Origin of the sequence: Prochlorococcus marinus str. GP2 (genome assembly GCF_000759885.1) — a bacterium.
GTDB lineage: Bacteria > Cyanobacteriota > Cyanobacteriia > PCC-6307 > Cyanobiaceae > Prochlorococcus_A > Prochlorococcus_A marinus_J.
In genome coordinates this window covers 359,363-375,729 of record NZ_JNAH01000008.1, presented here as the reverse complement: position 1 = coordinate 375,729, position 16,367 = coordinate 359,363, and the positions used below count along the sequence as shown (strand labels likewise).

At 32.1% G+C, this 16,367-nt stretch carries 14 protein-coding genes and 1 tRNA gene; 10 read left to right on the top strand and 5 right to left on the bottom strand.

The features are described from left to right. The first annotated feature begins 91 nt into the window (after nt 1–91). From EU91_RS00445 to EU91_RS00455, 3 genes are all read left to right on the top strand, one after another. Nucleotides 92–1,123 carry an aspartate-semialdehyde dehydrogenase gene (locus EU91_RS00445; RefSeq protein WP_032525161.1) on the top strand — a complete coding sequence of 344 codons (1,032 nt, stop codon included), beginning with the start codon at nt 92–94 and terminating at the stop codon, nt 1,121–1,123. Beyond that, nucleotides 1,120–2,022, top strand: coding sequence for a 4-hydroxy-tetrahydrodipicolinate synthase (dapA, locus tag EU91_RS00450; RefSeq protein ID WP_032525160.1), 903 nt, complete (start codon nt 1,120–1,122; stop codon nt 2,020–2,022). Before EU91_RS00445 ends, dapA begins: the two co-directional genes overlap by 4 nt. 80 nt (nt 2,023–2,102) lie before the next feature. Next, complete coding sequence (locus EU91_RS00455) at nt 2,103–4,088, top strand: ribonuclease J (protein WP_032525159.1); 1,986 nt, start codon at nt 2,103–2,105, stop codon at nt 4,086–4,088. Here EU91_RS00455 and tilS read toward each other — a convergent pair. Beyond that, the gene (gene tilS, locus EU91_RS00460; RefSeq protein WP_032525158.1) at nt 4,085–5,095 is read right to left on the bottom strand and encodes a tRNA lysidine(34) synthetase TilS; all 1,011 of its coding nucleotides are present in this window, start codon (nt 5,093–5,095) and stop codon (nt 4,085–4,087) included. The genes EU91_RS00455 and tilS overlap by 4 nt on opposite strands. 85 nt (nt 5,096–5,180) lie before the next feature. On the opposite strand from tilS, the gene EU91_RS00465 reads away from it, so the two are divergent. Then, a complete protein-coding gene (locus tag EU91_RS00465) occupies nt 5,181–5,957 on the top strand; it encodes a DUF561 domain-containing protein (protein WP_032525157.1) in 777 nt (258 codons plus the stop codon). A 29-nt stretch (nt 5,958–5,986) separates the two neighbouring features. After that, a complete protein-coding gene (uvrB, locus tag EU91_RS00470; protein WP_032525156.1) occupies nt 5,987–8,026 on the top strand; it encodes an excinuclease ABC subunit UvrB in 2,040 nt (679 codons plus the stop codon). 7 nt (nt 8,027–8,033) lie between these two features. Here uvrB and EU91_RS00475 read toward each other — a convergent pair whose 3' ends face one another. Together EU91_RS00475 and holA are read right to left on the bottom strand one after the other, a co-directional pair. Next, nucleotides 8,034–9,794, bottom strand: a complete 1,761-nt coding sequence (locus EU91_RS00475) for an aspartate kinase (protein WP_032525155.1) — start codon at nt 9,792–9,794, stop codon at nt 8,034–8,036. 39 nt (nt 9,795–9,833) lie between these two features. Beyond that, nucleotides 9,834–10,835, bottom strand: coding sequence for a DNA polymerase III subunit delta (holA, locus tag EU91_RS00480; RefSeq protein WP_032525154.1), 1,002 nt, complete (start codon nt 10,833–10,835; stop codon nt 9,834–9,836). Between the two features lie 58 nt (nt 10,836–10,893). On the opposite strand from holA, the gene EU91_RS00485 reads away from it, so the two are divergent. Continuing rightward, nucleotides 10,894–11,517: a precorrin-8X methylmutase gene (locus tag EU91_RS00485; protein ID WP_032525153.1), complete on the top strand. Its 624-nt coding sequence runs from the start codon at nt 10,894–10,896 to the stop codon at nt 11,515–11,517. Nucleotides 11,518–11,548: 31 nt separating this feature from the next. On the opposite strand, the gene mutS is transcribed toward EU91_RS00485, so the two are convergent. After that, a complete protein-coding gene (gene mutS, locus EU91_RS00490; protein WP_032525152.1) occupies nt 11,549–14,290 on the bottom strand; it encodes a DNA mismatch repair protein MutS in 2,742 nt (913 codons plus the stop codon). A 140-nt stretch (nt 14,291–14,430) separates the two neighbouring features. Between mutS and psbZ the strand changes: the two genes are divergently transcribed. The 4 genes from psbZ (at nt 14,431) to EU91_RS00510 (ending at nt 15,764) form a co-directional block, all read left to right on the top strand. Beyond that, the gene (gene psbZ / locus EU91_RS00495; protein WP_002807211.1) at nt 14,431–14,628 is read left to right on the top strand and encodes a photosystem II reaction center protein PsbZ; all 198 of its coding nucleotides are present in this window, start codon (nt 14,431–14,433) and stop codon (nt 14,626–14,628) included. Nucleotides 14,629–14,677: 49 nt separating this feature from the next. After that, nucleotides 14,678–15,154 carry a 6,7-dimethyl-8-ribityllumazine synthase gene (gene ribH, locus EU91_RS00500; RefSeq protein WP_025893656.1) on the top strand — a complete coding sequence of 159 codons (477 nt, stop codon included), beginning with the start codon at nt 14,678–14,680 and terminating at the stop codon, nt 15,152–15,154. A 61-nt stretch (nt 15,155–15,215) separates the two neighbouring features. Beyond that, nucleotides 15,216–15,287 (top strand) — tRNA-Gly (locus EU91_RS00505). Between the two features lie 45 nt (nt 15,288–15,332). Next, entirely contained in the window at nt 15,333–15,764 is a 432-nt protein-coding gene (locus EU91_RS00510) for a nuclear transport factor 2 family protein (RefSeq protein ID WP_032525151.1), read from the top strand. A gap of 32 nt (nt 15,765–15,796) precedes the next feature. Here EU91_RS00510 and EU91_RS00515 read toward each other — a convergent pair whose 3' ends face one another. Next, the gene (locus EU91_RS00515; RefSeq protein WP_032525150.1) at nt 15,797–16,252 is read right to left on the bottom strand and encodes a GNAT family N-acetyltransferase; all 456 of its coding nucleotides are present in this window, start codon (nt 16,250–16,252) and stop codon (nt 15,797–15,799) included. Between the last annotated feature and the right edge of the window lie 115 nt (nt 16,253–16,367).

Sequence of the window (16,367 nt, the reverse complement as noted above, 5' to 3'; positions counted from 1 at the left end):
AATTATTTCACATTATGTGATTTCCTTGAAAGTTAATTTTTTGATAAAGTAAAAAAAATAGTCAATCTATTTATAAAAATCATTTTAAAGTGTGAGACAATCTCCGTATTTGCCCAACAGGCCATTAAAAGTTGCTGTTTTAGGTTCTTCAGGTGCTGTGGGATCTGAATTGCTAAAAATTCTTGAACAACGTGATTTACCAATATCAGAATTGGTCTTGCTTTCATCAGAGCGGTCAGAAGGAAAAAAAATTATTTGGAAAGATGAAGAATTAGTTACAAAAAAAACAACTAAGGAAGAATTTAAGAATCTTGATTTAGTTTTGGCTTCAGCTGGCGGAAGTATCTCAAAAAAATGGTTGTCTACCATTATTGATCAAAATGCTTTACTGATAGATAATTCAAGTGCTTTCAGATTAGATAAGAACGTTCCTCTTATAGTCCCAGAAGTTAATGCTAGTGACGTACTTAATCATGATGGGGTAATAGCGAATCCAAACTGCACTACCATTTTGTTGACATTAGTTTTAGCTCCATTAAACAAACTTTCGACTATTCAAAGAGTTATTGTCTCAACATATCAATCTGTCAGTGGTGCAGGCCGACTGGCGATGGAGGAACTAAAACTTTTAACTGAACAATATCTTCAAGGAAATCCTCAAAAAAGTGAAGTTTTGCCATACTCCCTTGCTTTTAATTTGTTTTTACATAATTCCCCTATGCTTTCAAATAATTACTGCGAAGAAGAGATGAAAATGGTTAACGAGACAAGGAAAATATTAAATATTGCTGATTTAAAGCTCTCTGCTACATGTGTTCGAGTCCCAGTACTGAGAGCACATTCTGAATCGATTAATATTGAATTTGCCGATGTAGTTGAGCCTAAAGATGCTCTTAAAGAATTAAAAAAATCTCCTGGAATTGAAGTTATTGAGGATTACAAAAATAATAGATTTCCTATGCCAAATGATGTTATGGGGAGGGATAATGTTGCTGTTGGCAGGCTAAGAACTGATATAAGTCAGCCTCATGGATTAGAATTATGGTTATGTGGAGATCAAATAAGAAAAGGAGCAGCTCTGAATGCTGTTCAAATAGCTGAGTTATTAATTCCAAAAAAATGATTGCAGACAAAACTGAGTGTAATAATCCACTATTTGGAAGAATATTAACTGCAATGGTTACTCCATTCACTGAGAATGGAGATGTAGATTATGAACTAGCTATAAAACTTTCAAATTATCTTTTTGAAAACGGTTCCGATGGAATTGTGTTGTGCGGTACTACTGGAGAATCTCCGACTCTTTCATGGGCTGAACAGCATGATTTATTTATTGCGGTAAAAGGATCTTTGGATGCAAGCTGTAAAGTAATAGTTGGCACTGGTAGCAATTGTACAAGCGAAGCTGTGGAAGCTACAAAAAAAGCTTACGACTCAGGTGCCGACGGTGCTTTGGTCGTTGTTCCTTATTACAATAAGCCGCCTCAAGAAGGTCTCTATAAACATTTCAGTTCTATTGCTAAATCTGCAAAGGATTTGCCTCTTATGCTCTACAACATTCCTGGCAGGACTGGATGCAATTTATTACCTGATACTGTGAAGAAACTTATGGATTTCTCAAATATTCTCAGTATTAAAGCTGCAAGCGGTAGAATAGAAGAAGTAACAGAACTAAGAGCTATTTGCGGCTCCGAACTCTCTGTGTATAGTGGCGACGATTCATTGTTGCTTCCAATGTTATCTGTAGGTGCTGTAGGAGTAGTAAGTGTTGCAAGTCATTTAGTTGGATTGCAATTGAAAGAAATGATTCATTCTTTTCAAAGTGGAAAGGTTTCCAATGCTCTTGCTATTCATGAAAAACTTCAGCCTCTTTTCAAAGCACTCTTTATGACTACTAATCCAATCCCAATTAAGGCTGCTTTGGAGCTATCGGGATGGGATGTAGGTAATCCTAGAAGTCCTTTGTCACCTTTAACCAAGGACATGAAAAAGCAACTATCTTTTATCCTGAATTCCTTATAATAGGGATTATTTTCAACTTGATAATTAAATTTAAATAAACCTTATTTGATTACAAGCAGGCCTTCATAAATTTCAAAATTATGCAATCAAGTACAAATTCAACTGTAAATAGATCTACTCATGATTCATCTAGATCTAAAAGTAATACGCCAGCTCTACGAGTAATACCTCTTGGAGGACTACATGAAATAGGAAAAAACACTTGCGTTTTTGAATATGGTGATGAATTAATGCTTGTTGATGCTGGCCTAGCTTTCCCATCTGATGGTATGCATGGCGTAAACGTTGTTATGCCTGATACAACTTTTTTAAAAGAAAATCAAAGAAGAATAAAAGGAATGATTGTCACTCACGGGCATGAAGATCACATTGGAGGTATTTCTCATCATTTAAAGCATTTTAATATTCCCATTATTTATGGTCCAAGACTGGCAATGTCAATGCTTAGAGGAAAAATGGAGGAAGCAGGTGTATCTGATAGAACAACTATACAGACAGTAAATCCAAGAGATGTTGTAAAAGTAGGACAACATTTTTCTGTTGAATTTATTAGAAATACCCATTCTATTTGCGATAGCTTTTCTTTAGCAGTTACAACACCTGTTGGCACAATTATTTTCACGGGAGATTTTAAGTTTGATCATATGCCAGTAGATGGAGAGCAATTTGATATTGAAAGAATGGTGCATTACGGAGAGAAGGGTGTTTTATGCATGTTCAGTGATTCTACTAATGCCGAAGTTCCAGGTTTTTGTCCTTCTGAGAAGACTATCTATCCTTCTTTAGAAAAACATATTGCAGAGGCAAAAGAACGAGTTATCCTTACCACTTTTGCTAGTTCTGTGCATAGAGTGACAATGATCTTAGAATTGGCCATGAAACATGGAAGAAAGGTCGGTTTGTTAGGTAGATCTATGATAAACGTTATTGCTAAGGCAAGAGATATTGGTTATATGAAATGTCCAGATGATTTGTTTGTTCCTATCAAGCAAATTAGAGACTTACCAGATAGAGAAACCCTACTATTAATGACTGGAAGTCAAGGTGAACCCCTAGCAGCGTTAAGCAGAATCTCTCGTGGTGAACATCAGCATGTTCGTCTTAAGACTACTGATACTGTAATATTTTCAGCCAGCCCAATTCCTGGTAATACTATTTCTGTTGTAAATACAATAGATAGATTAATGAAACTCGGAGCAAAGGTTGTTTATGGAAAGGGTGAGAATATTCATGTTTCTGGTCATGGTTTTCAAGAAGATCAAAAGTTAATGTTGGCACTCGCAAAACCTAAGTTTTTTGTTCCTGTTCATGGAGAACATAGAATGCTTGTTTGTCATGGGAAAAGTGCACAAACTATGGGGGTTCCAAAGGATAATATCTTAATTATTGAAAATGGAGATGTAGTTGAGTTAACACCTAATTCTATTCAAAAGGGTGATCCTGTAAAAGCTGGTGTTGAACTGCTGGATAACTCACGAAATGGGATAGTAGATGCTCGCGTATTAAAGGAAAGACAGCAATTAGCTGGGGATGGTGTAGTAACTGTTTTAGCTCCTATTAGTACAGATGGGAAGATGGTTGCGCCTCCTAGAGTTAATTTAAGAGGAGTTGTTACTACTGCAGAGCCAAGAAAAATGTCTATGTGGACAGAACGAGAAATAAGCTGGGTCCTAGAAAATAGATGGAAACAATTATCCAGACAAACTGGGCCGAATAATTTTGAGGTAGATTGGATTGGTGTACAAAGAGAAATTGAAAATGGTTTATCGAGAAGAATGAGAAGAGAATTACAAGTTGAACCACTTATTTTGTGTTTAGTTCAACCTGCTCCAAGTGGAACTCGTGCTTATATTCCAAAGATTACCGAAGAGCAAAATTTCTCCAATAGAAATAGAAATAATAATAATTTCCATAAGAAATCAAACAATAATCATCCTAATAGTTCAAATAACCCACAAAATACCCAAAAAAGTCCAAAAGTTTCTCAGAATCCATTAGCTGAGACTGCTACAGAAGATTCATTTGAAGGTAGAACAAGAAGGAGAAGATCTGCTGTAACATCTTAACTTTTTTCAAAATTTATATAGTTTTTATCCCAAACAATTTTTAAAGACTCTTGCATATGAATTTGACCTTTATTTTTTTCATAAATTGAAGTTGCTAATTTTGTCAGATTTTTAGAACTACATTGCTTTGCAGATATTTCTTTTAAAAATCTATTTAAAATTGTGCACCTCGCTTCAATACACATACCATTTAGGAGATTCCTATCGATACCTTTAACATCTTTACAATATAAATACGCTAGTTCACTAAGATCATTACGTTCATTATTGTATTTGCTCATTTTTTGGGAAAAATTATTTATCCTTTCAGAACAACCAGGATAGATGACTTCTAAGGTAGGAATAATTTTTTTTCTTACTAAATTTCTTTTTAATTTAAGATCTGAATTTGTAGGATCTTCCCAAACTGGGATCTTCATATCATTGCAAAATTGTTTTGTATCTTCCCTACTGAAAATTAATATTGGTCTTATTAAATAAATTTGATTTTCGATTAATCTTTTACTCTCAATATTACTCAGACCTGCAAAATTGCTTCCTCTAGATAAATTGAGGATAAATGTTTCTGTATTATCACTACTCGTGTGACCAGTTAACAAATAAATATTATGTTTTTGCTGGTTTTTATTTAATAAAGTTTTGGCTCTTTCACATAATTTTTTATATCTCCATTCTCGTGCTTTTTCTTCTGAAGAAATACTTTCTTTATTTGCTTGATCAAAAGAGAATGAAATATTTTTATCTTCGCAATAATCTTTTAATTCAAGAGCATATAGTGATGACTTTTCGTGCCACTGATGATCACCATGCCAAACACTAATAGACCAATTATGTAGTTTTTTTAGGTCATTAATTAGGGTTAATAAGGTCATTGAGTCTTGCCCCCCCGAAACACTTATTAAAATATTGGATCCTTTGGGAATTAATATTTTTTTGGTAAGAATCTCCTTGTGAAGCTGATGATGCCATGATGACCAATTTTTCTGACTTAATTTTTTATCAGTCATTTTGTGTTGCTCAGATAATATTTTTTAAAAAATGCACTGTTTTACTAAAACAATGTCACAATCGGGTAATAAATTCATTAAGTAAATGAGTCTGATTAATCTTTTGCCACAAAAAATCAAAGAAGAGTTAAGAAGTAAATCCTTACTCAAAGTTATTTCAGGATTGAATAATTTCGATGTTCAGTCTGTAAAAATAATTGTTGAGGCTGCTTCATTAGGAGGTGCAGATCTTGTCGATATTGCTTGTAAACCTGAACTCGTTGATTTAGCACTTAAGAATTCAACACTACCCGTTTGTGTTAGTTCAGTAGTGCCTCGATCTTTTAAAGATTGTATAAAAGCAGGCGCATCATTAATTGAGATAGGAAATTACGATACTTTTTATGAAAAAGGCATTCATTTTTCAGATAAAAAAGTTTTAAACATTACAAAAGAGACGAGGGATTTATTGCCTAATTTTCCTTTATCAGTAACTGTTCCTCATACTATGCCTATTGATAAACAAGTTGATCTTGCTTTAAAGCTAGTGGAAGAAGGCGTTGATATTATTCAAACAGAAGGTGGTACCAGTTCTACTCCTTTCTCTCCAGGAATTCAAGGTTTTTTTGAAAAATCAGTACCAACTCTTTCAGCTACCTATGCTATTAATCAAGAATTTAAGAAACAATCTCTGAATATACCAATCATGAGTGCCTCTGGATTAAGCCAAGTAACTTGTCCACTAGCAATATCCTCTGGAGCCTCAGCAGTTGGCGTTGGATCTGTGGTTAATAAATTAGATGATTTAATATCAATGATCGCGGTTGTTAGGGGCTTAAAAGAATCTTTAAAAAATTCAATAATTGGAGAAAAAATTTCTTAGTATAGAAATATCCTTTAACTACTGGCTTGATGAACAACTATAAACTTCAAGCTCCTTACGAACCAAATGGAGATCAACCAGAAGCTATTAAAAAATTAGTTAAAGGTGTAAATAATGGTAAACAGTTTCAGACTCTTTTAGGTGCTACTGGAACTGGTAAAACATTTACCATTGCAAATGTAATTCAACAAACAGGAAGACCAGCACTTGTTTTAGCCCATAACAAAACGTTGGCTGCACAATTATGCAATGAATTAAGGGAATTTTTTCCAAAAAATGCTGTTGAGTACTTCATTTCTTACTACGATTATTATCAACCTGAAGCTTATGTACCTGTAAGTGATACTTACATTGCAAAAACTGCTTCAATTAATGAAGAAATAGATATGCTTAGGCATTCTGCAACACGCTCATTATTTGAAAGAAAAGATGTAATTGTTGTAGCCTCAATAAGTTGTATTTATGGTCTTGGTATACCGAGTGAGTATTTAAAAGCTGCAGTTAAATTTGAAGTGGGAAAATCAATAAATCTACGTTCTTCTTTGAGGTCTCTCGTTGAAAATCAATATACTAGAAATGATATTGAAATTACTAGAGGTAGATTCAGAATTAAAGGTGATGTTTTAGAAATCGGTCCAGCTTATGAAGATAGATTAATAAGAATTGAGTTATTTGGTGATGAAGTCGAGGCTATTAGATATGTTGACCCTACTACAGGAGAAATACTTGAAAGTTTGGAACAAGTTAGCGTTTATCCAGCGAAGCATTTTGTGACTCCAAAAGAAAGACTTGAGAGTGCAATAAGTGCAATTAGAGGTGAATTAAAAACTCAACTCGATAAATTTACATACGAAGGAAAATTATTAGAGGCTCAACGTCTAGAACAACGTACAAAATATGATTTAGAAATGCTTAAAGAGGTTGGTTATTGTAATGGAGTTGAGAATTATGCTCGTCATTTATCAGGTAGGGAGGAAGGTTCACCGCCAGAATGCTTAATAGATTACTTTCCTAAAGATTGGTTGTTGGTAGTTGATGAGAGTCATGTGACATGTCCTCAACTTCATGCGATGTACAACGGTGATCAATCTAGAAAAAAAGTTTTAATAGATCATGGTTTTAGATTGCCAAGTGCTGCAGATAATAGACCTTTAAAATGTGAAGAGTTTTGGGAAAAATCAAAACAGACATTATTTATAAGTGCAACCCCTGGTCAATGGGAATTAGATCAATGTGATGGTGAATTTATTGAGCAAGTTATAAGACCAACTGGGGTATTAGACCCTGTCATTGATGTAAGACCTAGTGAAGGCCAAATAGAAGATCTGTTATCTGAAATAAGAATTCGAGCTCAAAAGAATCAAAGAGTGCTTGTGACAACACTTACTAAGAGAATGGCTGAAGATCTAACTGATTTTTTATCAGAAAATAAAGTAAGAGTTAGATATTTGCATTCCGAAATCCATTCAATTGAAAGAATTGAAATTATTCAAGACCTTAGAATGGGCGAATATGATGTTTTGGTAGGAGTTAATTTATTAAGAGAGGGACTAGATCTTCCAGAAGTATCCTTAGTCGCCATTTTAGATGCTGATAAAGAAGGTTTTCTGAGGGCAGAAAGGTCATTGATTCAAACAATAGGAAGAGCTGCCAGACATGTTGAAGGTGTTGCCTTGCTTTATGCAGATAACTTCACAGATTCAATGAAAAGAGCAATATCTGAAACTGAAAGAAGGAGAACTATTCAGAAAAAATATAACCAAGTCAATGGTATTACTCCAAAACCTGCAGGCAAAAAAATAGAAAATTCAATATTATCTTTTCTAGAACTTTCCAGAAAACTAGATGCTGGTGGTTTATCTAAAGATTTAATAAATATAGTTAATAACAAAACTGACGCAATTCTCAGTTCCAGTGATAATCTATGTTTGCTTGAAGAATTGCCTGACTTGATAGAAAAGTTAGAAATTAAAATGAAAGACGCTGCAAAAGAGTTAAATTTTGAAGAAGCAGCAAATTTGAGGGATAGAATCAAAAAATTAAGACAAAAATTGGCAAGAAATAATTAAAAATAACTTATTTTTCTAATTCGAAATGATTATGAATCGCATTAACTGCTTTGTCACAATCTTTTTCTAAGACAATACATGAAGTCCTAATTTCACTCGTGGCAATCATTTCAATATTGATATTTTGGTCAGCCAATGCTCTAAATATTTTTCCAGCCGTCCCAACTTTAAATGCCATTCCTGCTCCTACAGCACTTACTTTTGCTATAGCAGGGCCATCTTCAATGTATGATCCGGGTAATTTTTTTGTTAAGGCCTCAAAAACTAAGTTAGCTTTTTCTCTATCTTGTTTATTCATTGTAAGACTAATATCCTTAGTTTTTAAAGAGGAAATTCTTTCAGATTGAACAATAGTATCGATAAGTAAATTATTTTCAGCTAATGCTAAACATATCGATGCTGCTACACCTGGACGATCAGGCAGTTTTCGAAAGCTTACCTGAACTTGGTTTTTATCTGATGCAATTCCTCTTACTTCAGGTTGATCTTGTTTTTCATTGATTGGATTAACAAATATTTGTGTATCGGATAACTTAAATTTCTCAGCAACAAATCTAACAGCTTTTGGTATATTATTAATTTCAATTACACAGCTGACTTTAATTTCACTAGTAGCTATTAACCTAACATTTATATTCGCTTGAGATAAAGTATCAAATAAATCAGCTGAAACACTAGGTCTGCCCATAATGCCTGCTCCTTGAATACTTAATTTAGTCATGTTGGTTTTTAAGTTAAATTCTCCCCCTAATTGACTAGTTATAAGTTCACATTGTTCTGCAGTCTTTTTTACTTCTAATTCACCAACAGTAAATGTAATATCGTTTTTATTTCCATCATTTGTCGCTTGTATTATTAAATCTACGTTAATACTTGCTTCTGAAAGTTTTTCAAATATTTGCGCAGCAATCCCAGGCCTATCAGGAATATTTGAGAGACTGAATACTGCTTGGTTGTCTAATACTTCAAGACTATTGACTGTTTTTGTTAATTCTAAGCTTCCTCTTTTAAGCGGGAGAGGTTGGATTTGACTTTCTAGGAGAGTCCCACTGGAGTCACTTTGGCTTGATTTGACACACAATTTAATTCCATAGTTGCGAGCAATTTCTACTGCTCTTGGATGCAGAACTGAAGCACCGACACTTGCAAGTTCAAGCATTTCCTCGCAGCTAATTTTATCTAAGAGTTTTGCATTAGGAACAATCCTTGGATCAGTAGTAAGAACCCCTGGAACGTCTGTATAAATTTCGCATGTCTCAGCTCCTAAAGCTGTTGATAAAGCTACCGCGGAAGTATCTGAACCACCTCTACCCAAAGTTGTAATTTCCATTGAACCCGTATGGCTTAATGTTGTTCCTTGAAATCCAGCCACGACAACTACAAAACCCTGATTTAAATAATTTTGGATCCTTTCTGTTTTAATATCCAGAATTCTCGCTTTCCCATGAATTGATTCAGTAATAATTCCAACCTGGCTACCAGTCATTGAAATTGCAGGTATTCCGTATTCGTTTAATGCCATTGAAAGAAGAGCTATGGTTACTTGCTCTCCAGTTGAGAGAAGCATATCCAATTCTCTTCGATTAGGATTTTTACTAATTGATTCCGCTAAACAATTTAAATCATCTGTAGTTTGCCCCATTGCAGAGACAACTACGACTATTTCATTTCCTGCTTCTTTACTTTGACAGATGCTACCTGCAATATTTTTAATTTTTTTAATATTACCTACAGAAGTGCCGCCAAATTTTTTTACTAGTAAAGCCATATTTAAATCATAATGTAAATTATTAAACTTATTATTTGGTTAACTTAAATTAATTAATTTCTCTGTAAAAACATTTATAGGATTATTACCTTGTTTTAGTAATGATTCAATATCTAGTAAGTTACTCATTAAATTAATTAAATATTCTTGAGATACATTTTTGACTTTTTTTCGAATAAAAAAAATTCTTTTTGGATTAGTAATGCCTGCAAGATTACAAATCTTTTCTGCATTATCGTTACCTGAATTAACTGCTAATTTTATAATGGTATGAATTCTTATTTGACTAATTAAACCTGCATTTAGTCTTAACGCAGGTTCTCCTTTGTGTAAGGAATAATTGATTTCCATGAGGGTTTCATTAATATTTTTTTGTAAGAGAAGATCAATGATTTTGAAAATATTGGATTGATGATCACTAAATATTTTTTTTACATCACTACTTTTAAGAAAAAGTTGTGAATTCGAATCACTTGATACTGCAGAGAGGTATGTTTTTGCTTTGGCTAATTCATTAATTAGTTTAAAGCTATCATTACCAACCGAATCAATTATTAATTCAGCTGCATTTTTATCAATTTTGATATTCATTTCATTTGCTGCATCTTCTAAAAATCTTTTTTGTCCTTCATAGTCCCAGATTTCAGGTAAAGAAAATGACTTTTCTTTAGCTAAATTATTTTTGATAAGTTTTTGTAAAAATTTAGTACTCTTTAGTCTTGAATCTGGCTTTTTGGTATTTTGTAGAATGAAATAAGTATTTTGAGGTATATTGCTATGAATTTTTTCAAATTTAGTTCTTAGATCCTCATTTTTGGCAGTAAAAATTGGATTGTTTTTCAATGTAACTATTCTGTATCCCTCTCCAAAAGGAGGTGTAAGAACTTCATCAAAAGCTTTATTGACTTGCTCATCATCATCTCCATTTAAATTTGTTACGTTTATTTCTTTCCATTCTTTAGACACTTCCTTATCAATTAATTTTTGAATAAATGTATTTTGAGCATTTAAATCATTACCCCATAATATTTGTATTGGCATAATAGCTCAATAAAAACCATATATTAACTATGATTACTTCTAACACAAATTAAATTTAATGGTAATAGATCATCCAATTTTTTTGGAAAGCATCAGATTCATAAGATCTCATTTAGTAGCCAATGATCTAAATTATTTGGAAAAAAAAGTGTTAGAGAGATTAGTCCATACTTCAGGAGATTTTTCAGTTCAAAATCTTGTAAATTTTAGTGAAGGTGCTTGCGAAAAAGGGCTTCAGGCTCTTAAAAATGGCGCTCCGATTTTAACTGATACTGATATGGCTGCAGCAGCAATAAAAACTATGGCAGAAAATACCACTAGGAATAAAGTATTCACCGCTAGAATGTGGTTTGGAAAAAATAATCATACAAACTTAACTAAAACTGCATATGGCTTAAGCGAAGGTTGGAAGGAGTTATCCGCTATGAATTCTGGAAGTAAATCACCCATTGTAGTTATTGGCAGTTCACCTACAGCGTTAACTTATTTAATTGATATTTTAGAGAATGCAAAAGATTTACCTAGTTTAATTATCGGAATGCCTGTTGGATTTATTGGAGTAGAGAAAAGCAAAAACAAACTAATTTCTACCGATCTTCCTAGGATTGTTTTGAATTCAACTAGAGGAGGTGCTGCCATGGCAGCTGCTGCGGTTAACGCCTTATTGAGGGAAACTATTTAAAAAGTATTTATTTTATAAAAATGTCAAAAATCTACTTAATATCATAATTTAATTTGTTATTTTTTTCTAAAGAATTTAAAACTGATTTTGCTTTTTCTATAACTTCTTTTGGAACTCCTGCTAATTTAGCTGCTTCTATCCCATAGCTTTTGTTTGAGCCCCCTTTAACAATCTTGTGGCTAAAAATTAGCTGATCGTTATTTTGTTCTACTAAAACTTGAAAATTTTGTATATTCTTATTTGAATTTTTTAAATAATTCAGCTCATGATAGTGCGTAGCAAAAATAGTATTACATTGAATTTTTTTTGCAAGATATTCACTTACTGACCAAGCTATTGAAAGTCCATCAAAAGTAGATGTCCCTCTGCCTATCTCATCAAGTAAAACTAGTGAGTTAGAAGTTGCCTGATTTAAAATTGATGCAGTTTCAGACATTTCTACCATAAATGTTGATTGTCCAGATGATTGATCATCAACAGCCCCAATTCTTGTGAAAATCCTATCTGCAATCTCGATTTCAGCATTATTAGCAGGAACAAAGCTACCAATTTGTGTGAGAATTTGTATTAAACCAAGTTGTCTTATAAAGCAACTTTTTCCGCTTGCATTGGGACCGGTTAATATAATTAATTTTTGATTATCCTCAAAAGAGATATCGTTTGCTACAAACTTTTTATCACTTAATAATTGCTCTACAATTGGATTTCTTCCTGCGATAATTTTTGTACTATTTTTTGTCCTTGAATCATTTATTGGTATTAATGAAGGTTTTATAAAATTGTTTTCTACTGAAGTAATTGATAAACCAAGCAGTGCATCAAGAGATGCTATGGATTTTGCGATTGATCTTATTTGTTGTGTTTTTGCAGCAACTATATTTCTTAATTCGCAGAAAATTTCATATTCTTTTGATGAAGCTCTACTTTTTATTTGGAAAATCTTATTTTCTTTATTTTTAATTTCTGAAGTGATATACCTTTCTTCATTAGTAAGTGTTTGCCTTTTGATCCAATGTTGTGGAGCTAAATTAACTTTTGACTTATTTATAGAAATGTAATAACCAAAATTTTTATGAAATTGAATTTTTAGGTTTGAAATTTTGCTAATTTTCCTTTCCTTTAATTCCTCTTTATTTAGCCACTCAGAGTAATCATCCATTAAATTGCGTAAACCATCTAATATATTGTCAACACCATCGTGGATCATGCCTCCTTCACTAATATTTAGAGGAGGATTTTCCACTAGTTTAAAACTTATAGTATCAGCTAATTCTAAGAGTCCTTCATCAATATTTTTTAATTGATCAGTCCAATCTGGGAGATCATATTTGAATAATTCAATTATGGATTTTAGTCTAGGCAATTTTTTTAAACCTTCAGCTATTGCAATTAAGTCTCTGGGACTTGCATGACCTGCACAAGCTCTACCTGCAAGTCTTTCTAAATCCCCCATTGCTCTAAGTGAATTTTGGGTATCTTTACGTAATTTTTTAGATTCAAGAAAGTTAGTAATTATATTTTGTCTTTTATAAATTTCATTAACGTTTAATAGTGGTGAATCTATCCACCTTCTTAAACACCTTGCACCCATGCAAGTATAAGTTCTATCAATACTCCATAGTAGAGAACCTACATAATTGTTTTCTCGTTGTGTATTTTTGATTTCTAAGTTTTTTTGAGTTTGATAATCAATAATTAATTTGTTGTGACCATATTGGATTTGTGGAAAGTCTAATGATATTTTTAAAGAAGAATCTTTATCTAAATTTGAAGGATTAATTTTTTCTAAATAATTTAATAAACCTCCAAGTGATCTAGTTGCATTGTTTAAATTTTTAAGTCCTATTCCCTCTAGGTTTGCAATTTGGAAATAATTTTTTATTAGATAATTTGCTTCATTAATTCCAAAATTAGTCTCTTGAGAAACAGTATATGTAATTTGACTATTTTCTTTAATTAATAAATTTCTTACTGCATTGCTTCCTACAATGATTTCTGAAGAATCTAATTTAATAATTTCATCAAATAGTTTTGACAGAGATTGGCCTTCTAAAGTTATTAATTCTCCTGTGCTTACATCAGCTTTTGATATACCCCATTCATAAGATTCATCTGAGTTTTCTTCTGATAAGTAAATAGCAGTAATCCAATTATTTTTCTTTGCTATTAACATCCCCTCTTCAATTACAGTTCCAGGAGTAATTATTCTTGTTATTCCTCTTTTAATTGGAGTCCCATAATTTCCAGAACTTTTTTCTAATTGATCGCATATAACCACCGAATAATTTTTTTTAATTAAATCAGCACAGTATCTCTCCATTGCATGATGGGGAACCCCTGCCATAGGGATCTTACCAATCTCTTTGCCAGCATCTTTACTGGTAAGCGTTATTTCTAAAAGGTTAGATATTAATACAGCGTCCTCAAAAAAACATTCAAAAAAATCTCCTAATCTATAAAGTAATAACCTATCTTTATTTTCTTCTTTTAGAGTTACATAATGCTTCATTACAGGAGTTAATTTCAGTTTTGAAACTGTTTTATAGCTATAAGATTCTTCATTGATGCAAACATTTTTGTTATTTGAAATTAAATCAGTCTTAAATTTATTTATTAATTTAGTTGAATTTTTTCTTTGTCTGGGTCTTTTTTGCGATTCTTTTTTTAAATCTTCCGAAGATAAATCTTCTGGAATTTTTGGTATTTCTTTTTGCTCGTTATTATCATTACCAATCGTAAATAAATTCTTTTGAATTATCGTATCTTCTTGCATACTTTTTTAATTCCTAAATAGATATTAGGTAGAAATTTTTTTTTTGCATTCAAAGTGGCTAAAGTATGTAAATTTTCTCTAAAAATTATCATTTTCATGAGATTATAGTATTTATAATATTCGAAACTTAAGACTAAATTATGCAGGCTGTTAACTTTTTCTTTGTAAATGCTCTATTATTTGCTTCTTTAATAGCGGTAGTTGGAGTACCCGTTTTATATGTGACTCAACCTTCTACTGAGGAAGGACAGCGAGAAAGTAGGAGAAAAATTTATTCCATTGCTGCTGTTTGGGTTGTTTTGGTTTTTGTTACAGGGATAGTTTCTTCACTAGTTTGAACTTAATACCTTTTCGTGAGAGTCTATTAATATATCTAAGTAAAATTTAATGGCTATTTTTGAGGGTTCTTTTACTAATGCCTCTACTTTAAAAGTTGGGATTGTAATAGCAAGATTTAATGATTTAATTACAAATAAAATTCTATCTGGTTGTCTTGATTGTTTAAAAAGACATGGTTTAGATACTTCTGAATTAAGCAATCAAGTAGATATAGTTTGGGTTCCTGGTTCTTTCGAATTACCAATCGCAGCTAAAACCCTCATGAAAAAAAAGAGTTATGACGTCGTAATTGCTCTTGGGGCTGTGATCCGTGGTGAAACTTCCCACTATGATGTAGTTATATCTGAGGCGAGCAAAGGTATTTCGCAAGTTTCAAATGAAAATAACGTTCCAATTATTTTTGGAGTTTTAACTACTGATACTATGCAGCAGGCTTTAGAAAGAGCAGGGATTAAAAATAATCTTGGTTGGAATTATGCTTTACAAGCAATTGAGATGGGATCCTTAATTAAAAATTTAAATTAATTGAAAAAATTTAATTATTTTTATCATTGATCCCTTCTTTGAGATAAAATAAAAAAGTTATGCGGATGTAGCTCAGTGGTAGAGCATCTCCTTGCCAAGGAGAATGTCGAGAGTTCGAATCTCTTCATCCGCTTTTAATGTTTGTATCTTTTAGGATATTCTTAATAAAAATTTCGTAATGAAAAGAGTAATTTCTATTGAGGATTTAAAGGGATTATTTACTAAACCTTATGGTGTGGATGCACCAACAAAACAAAAATGGGCTGAATTTTATAATGAGAATGTTATTTTTACAGACCCAACTCAAGAAACAGAGGGCTTAGATTCTTATATTAAAGCTCAAGAAAAGCTTGTTAAAAGATGTGATGATGTTTTTTTAGAAACTCATGCCATTTCCATAACTGGAGATTGTGGATTTGTTGAATGGACAATGGGTTTAAAAATTATGGGGAAAGAATTTATTTATCCTGGAACTACTCGTTTATTATTTGGAGAAAATGGATTAATAAAAGAGCATAGAGATTACTTTGATTTTTGCGGTCCAACTTTTGGACCAGTGCCTATTTTAGGTCCTTTTATAAGATGGCTCTATGGTAAATTTGTCTCTTGATTTTGAAAAAATTTTTTTAATAGTATATATCTTTATATTTCACGAATTAACAAATCTTGAGAAATGACTTCTTTAAAGTCAAATTGAGAATAGAACAATTTTTTATTAGTAGTCATTAAATATAGTTTCTTTGTATTTTTAATTTTTTTCGAAGATAAAAGATTTTTTACAATTAATGATCCATATCCATTACCTTGGTGATTTTGATCTATCACAATATCCCAAAGCACCCCCCGATAAACTCCATCTGTTAAAGCTCTACCAAAACCAACTATTTCCCTGCCAACCCAAACGCTAACAATAACGTCACTGTTAGCAAGGCATTTTTTCAGATCATGAATTGTTCTATTTTTTGTCCAGAAAGCATTTTTATCTAATAATTTTTGTAGTTTATTTAATCCATTAGTCGGTCTAAAGTTAGGACCTAATCCAAAAAACCTTAACCCTAGAGCTCCTTTGGAATGTTTGATTAGAGATATTGCTTTCATTTTTTAAAAAGTTTTTGAAAAGTGACGAAGATTCTAATTTTTTTTGATTTTAATTTAATTACCTTAGTCGATCATTTCTTGAAAATAAAGAGATATGATTTTTATCCATTCTGTT

What these genes read in the sequence shown, in the direction of transcription:
- EU91_RS00485 (WP_032525153.1), top strand. Translation starts at nt 10,894, where the DNA reads ATGGTAATAGATCATCCAATTTTTTTGGAAAGCATCAGATTCATAAGA.
- mutS (WP_032525152.1), bottom strand. Translation starts at nt 14,290, where the DNA reads ATGCAAGAAGATACGATAATTCAAAAGAATTTATTTACGATTGGTAAT.
- EU91_RS00465 (WP_032525157.1), top strand. Translation starts at nt 5,181, where the DNA reads ATGAGTCTGATTAATCTTTTGCCACAAAAAATCAAAGAAGAGTTAAGA.
- uvrB (WP_032525156.1), top strand. Translation starts at nt 5,987, where the DNA reads ATGAACAACTATAAACTTCAAGCTCCTTACGAACCAAATGGAGATCAA.
- EU91_RS00510 (WP_032525151.1), top strand. Translation starts at nt 15,333, where the DNA reads ATGAAAAGAGTAATTTCTATTGAGGATTTAAAGGGATTATTTACTAAA.
- EU91_RS00475 (WP_032525155.1), bottom strand. Translation starts at nt 9,794, where the DNA reads ATGGCTTTACTAGTAAAAAAATTTGGCGGCACTTCTGTAGGTAATATT.
- dapA (WP_032525160.1), top strand. Translation starts at nt 1,120, where the DNA reads ATGATTGCAGACAAAACTGAGTGTAATAATCCACTATTTGGAAGAATA.
- EU91_RS00515 (WP_032525150.1), bottom strand. Translation starts at nt 16,252, where the DNA reads ATGAAAGCAATATCTCTAATCAAACATTCCAAAGGAGCTCTAGGGTTA.
- psbZ (WP_002807211.1), top strand. Translation starts at nt 14,431, where the DNA reads ATGCAGGCTGTTAACTTTTTCTTTGTAAATGCTCTATTATTTGCTTCT.
- ribH (WP_025893656.1), top strand. Translation starts at nt 14,678, where the DNA reads ATGGCTATTTTTGAGGGTTCTTTTACTAATGCCTCTACTTTAAAAGTT.
- EU91_RS00455 (WP_032525159.1), top strand. Translation starts at nt 2,103, where the DNA reads ATGCAATCAAGTACAAATTCAACTGTAAATAGATCTACTCATGATTCA.
- holA (WP_032525154.1), bottom strand. Translation starts at nt 10,835, where the DNA reads ATGCCAATACAAATATTATGGGGTAATGATTTAAATGCTCAAAATACA.
- tilS (WP_032525158.1), bottom strand. Translation starts at nt 5,095, where the DNA reads ATGACTGATAAAAAATTAAGTCAGAAAAATTGGTCATCATGGCATCAT.